This window comes from Chamaesiphon sp. OTE_75_metabat_556 (assembly GCF_031378165.1).
Classification (GTDB): Bacteria; Cyanobacteriota; Cyanobacteriia; order Cyanobacteriales; family Chamaesiphonaceae; genus Chamaesiphon.
In genome coordinates this window covers 1-3,583 of the sequence record NZ_JANNDR010000256.1, presented here as the reverse complement: position 1 = coordinate 3,583, position 3,583 = coordinate 1, and the positions used below count along the sequence as shown (strand labels likewise).

Here is a 3,583-nt window from a genome sequence, read left to right as displayed (position 1 = left end):
ACAGATTGGAATGAGGATGAAAATCTCTGGTTCACAATGGAATAGTCTCAATGTTCCCCAAATGTTAAAGCTCAGATGCGCTTATCTCAATGGCGACATTCGAGCAGGTATTTATACCTAGTACATTTATGGGATGCTCCCCAATTCTTTCCCCTGTCGATTGATATAAAGAAGGCGATTGCCTAACTTGACTTCAGCAATTCCATATTGAAAATCGATCGCTTCATCAAACTGCATCGGGATCTGAATTTTACCTTGGGTGTTAACATAGCCCCACTTTTTCCCAATACGTGCTTTGACTAACCCCTCATTTGGCAAACTGTCATAGAAGTTATCTGCCCCAGGTCTGTTGGCAAAATCTTGACTGCTAATTTCATCGATCTGAGCGGGTGTAACGATGTTTCCTTGCCGATCGATGAAGCCATATTTATTTTTCTCTTTAAACATCGCTAAAGCTCCAAATCGGCGATCGAACTGGAAGCTAGCTTCAAATTTGGGTTGGATGACAATATTTCCCTGCCGATCGATCGCCCCCCATTTGTTGCCGATCTTGACAGCAGTGATGTGATAATCAAAGGCAAAGGACTCGACCTCTTCAAATTTAGGTGGAATTACAAACTTGCCAGTCCCATCGATAAACCCGTATCTACCATCGATCTTTGCTTGGGCTAGACCGTTATAAAAATATTGATATTGAAATAGCATCTTTGCCTGAGTTTCGATCTGGGTGACATCAAATCGAGCGGGAGTTATCACCTTTCCCGATTCATGCACTAATCCCCATTTTCCCCCGACTATGTATATGTAAAGACCTTTGTAGGTATCACCACCTCGCGATTTGATGACTCGATTCCATCGATAACCGGGCAAAAGTTTTCCCTGGCGATAAACGCCACCATTTTTGACCTCAAAAGCACTATTGTTAGGTTTGCCATCTTCTAAAATATATTTGCAAGCAGCAATTTCGATCTGCAATCCACGATTGTTAATACATTGCTGTCGATCATTAGTCTTTACCAACATCCCCCCGCTAGCAAAATTGCCGCTTGGTTCTTCTTTAAACTGTGGTGAGACGATGAATTTTCCTTGCTGATTAATTAAGCCATATTTTTTATCGACCATGACAACTGCCACACCTCGATCGAAACCTCTAGCAAAATCGAAAGCCGGAGTGATAAACTTACCTTGCTTATCGATAAATCTGACTTTTTTTTCAACCTCAACCAGGGCAACACCCTCATAAAAACTAGCAGGCATCAAATTATCGCGGTGTGGAAAGCGTGGGAAAATAGCCCATTCACCTCGTTCATTAATGAAACCAAGTTTGCCATTCTTAATTACACCTGCTAACCCTTCGCGGAAAGGAGATATAGTCTGGAAGTAACCAGGTGGCTTGAGTAATTTCTCACGTTTGAGATCGAAATAAGCTGATTGATTCCGCACCTGCACGATGCCGATCGATCCCTCTAGTTTATTGAGGGTGCTGAAATTCAACTTTTCATAAGGATTTGGCTCCCAATCTGTGGCGGTGCTAGATGGTACAGTCCTAGAGAAACTTTTGTCGTTTCTACAACCAGTTACCAAGCATAGCATCGAGATGAGAGCAATCTTACCAAGAAGATGATGAATCGACATTTGAGATATCTATAAATGAACCCAGATATCTGAAGATACATCAGTTATCGCTCTATTTCCAGAACCCAAAAACAAGCTAGATTTAGAATTAACTGCATTGGCAACTCTATACACCTCGGCAAATTTTGCTGTCGCTTACTTGACCCAAAAGGCGAGGGATTGCTGGTGAGATCTAACCTTTGAATTTTTTAGTCAAGCCGACTGCCTTTTGATATTTATCCATCTGTCCTTGTTTTTGAAACAACAAAGCCGCCTTGTCCATATCGACGATCGCCTCAGAACTATTACCTAGCTCGTACTTGAGTAAACCTCTGTTGTAATAAGCATTGGCCGAACTCGGATCGATCTCGATCGCGCGATTGTAATCCGGCATCACCGCCGATTTGTCGCCGAGTTCGTATTTAACCAAACCGCGATTGGTATAAGCAGATCCGTACTTAGGATTGATTTGAATGGCGCGATCGTAATCTTCTAGCGCACCTTTATAATTTTCCGCGCGGTGTTTATTCAGACCCCGATCGTAGTAACCTTTGGCATACATTGGATTGAGTTCGATCCCGCGATTGTAGTCGGTCAAAGCACCTTGGCGATCGTCTAAATCATCTTTAGCATTACCGCGCTCGATATAAGCTTTGGCATAATTAGGTTTAAGTTTAATCGCTCGATCTTGGTCGGCGATCGCGCCTTGTTTGTCACCTGAATAATACTTAGTTATCCCCCGATTGTAGTAACCTTCGGGAATATTCGGATCGATTTGGAGTCCGCGATCGTAGTCAGCAAGCGCACCTTTGGTATCGCCTAAGCCACTTTTAGCATTGCCCCGTTCGATGTAAGCATTGGCATAGTTGGCATCGATCGCCAGAGCGCGATTGTAGTCAGCTATTGCTCCTTGATAATCCCCAGTATCATATTTATCATTACCTCTACTGGTCAAAGCTGCCGGTGTATTCGCTATTTCAGCGATTTGGAACGATCTCGCACCAGCCCGATCGAGATCAGGAGTTGTAGCTTGAGCGGAGATCGCAAATAACCCTGGCGCAGTCAGCAGGGCAGTGAGGATAAAAGTCGCTATTTTCGTCATCTTGTCAATAAAAAGTAAATATTTTATCTAGACTCAAGATCGCACTTAAAAGTTCAAAAAAATTACTCGGTAGCCGATCTATCAACTATTGTCTGCTACGATAGCGCAATCGATCGTTCCAGACAAATAGATAGACTGCGTAAAATGATTAAATAAAGGTTAAGTCTATCTTAGCAATAGGTTGCGATGACTGTTGGCTGTTGTTCGATCTCGATGGAAATTGCGATCGAGCGAGGCATTGACAAAATCTACTTTTGTCAATGCCTCAAATTGCAACTATTGCGAATATTTGGGAGCTTTTTAGAGCCGATCTAGCTTATCGCTCGAAGTCGCAGGATTTGACTCTGGAGTATGAGTTGCCCCTGGCAAATTGAGCTGTTGCTCGGCATTACCAGTAAGTACATTCGCTGCTGGCGCAGTGGTAGCGGCGATCTGGGGTGCTGAGGGCGATCGATCTGCCGCAACTGTCACATTGTTGTTGTTATGAGCGGCGATCGACCATTCCTTGGCTAGACTGATGATATCCGATGGAATCATCACCAGGGTAGTAGTGTTATTTTCGGCACCGATTTCAGTCAACATTTGCAACCGCCGCAATTCTAGAGCGGCGGGATTTTGCATCATCTGTTGGGCGGCTTCACTGAGCAATTTCGAGGCTTCTTGTTCGGCTTCAGCTTTGATCAAGCGCGCCCGTTTTTCCCGTGCGGCTTCGGCTTCTTTGGCCATTGCTCGTTGCATCGAGATCGGGATTTCGACATCTTTTAATTCGACTCGTTCGATCGCCACGCCCCACGGTTCGGTGATTTCATCGACGATTTCCTGCACTTTGGCGTTGATTTTATCGCGACTTTGGAGCATGTCATCGAG

Annotated in this window: 3 protein-coding genes and 1 pseudogene; 1 reads left to right on the top strand and 3 read right to left on the bottom strand. The window is 44.2% G+C overall.

Annotated elements, in window-relative coordinates; translation table 11 throughout:
• Positions 1-121: pseudogene (locus RMO27_RS10440) on the top strand (ISKra4 family transposase); the annotation flags it as partial.
• Between the two features lie 5 nt (positions 122-126).
• Here the strand turns inward: RMO27_RS10440 and RMO27_RS10435 are convergent.
• The 3 genes from RMO27_RS10435 to RMO27_RS10425 form a co-directional block, all read right to left on the bottom strand.
• Positions 127-1,494 (bottom strand): WG repeat-containing protein, encoded by a 1,368-nt coding sequence (locus tag RMO27_RS10435; protein ID WP_309732089.1) that lies wholly within the window; start codon positions 1,492-1,494, stop codon positions 127-129.
• Positions 1,495-1,807: 313 nt separating this feature from the next.
• Positions 1,808-2,716, bottom strand: a complete 909-nt coding sequence (locus RMO27_RS10430) for a tetratricopeptide repeat protein (protein ID WP_309732087.1) — start codon at positions 2,714-2,716, stop codon at positions 1,808-1,810.
• Between the two features lie 300 nt (positions 2,717-3,016).
• The coding region (locus tag RMO27_RS10425; protein WP_309732085.1) for an SPFH domain-containing protein at positions 3,017-3,583 on the bottom strand (567 nt) is incomplete at its 5' end.

What these genes read in the sequence shown, in the direction of transcription:
- RMO27_RS10430 (WP_309732087.1), bottom strand. Translation starts at nt 2,716, where the DNA reads ATGACGAAAATAGCGACTTTTATCCTCACTGCCCTGCTGACTGCGCCA.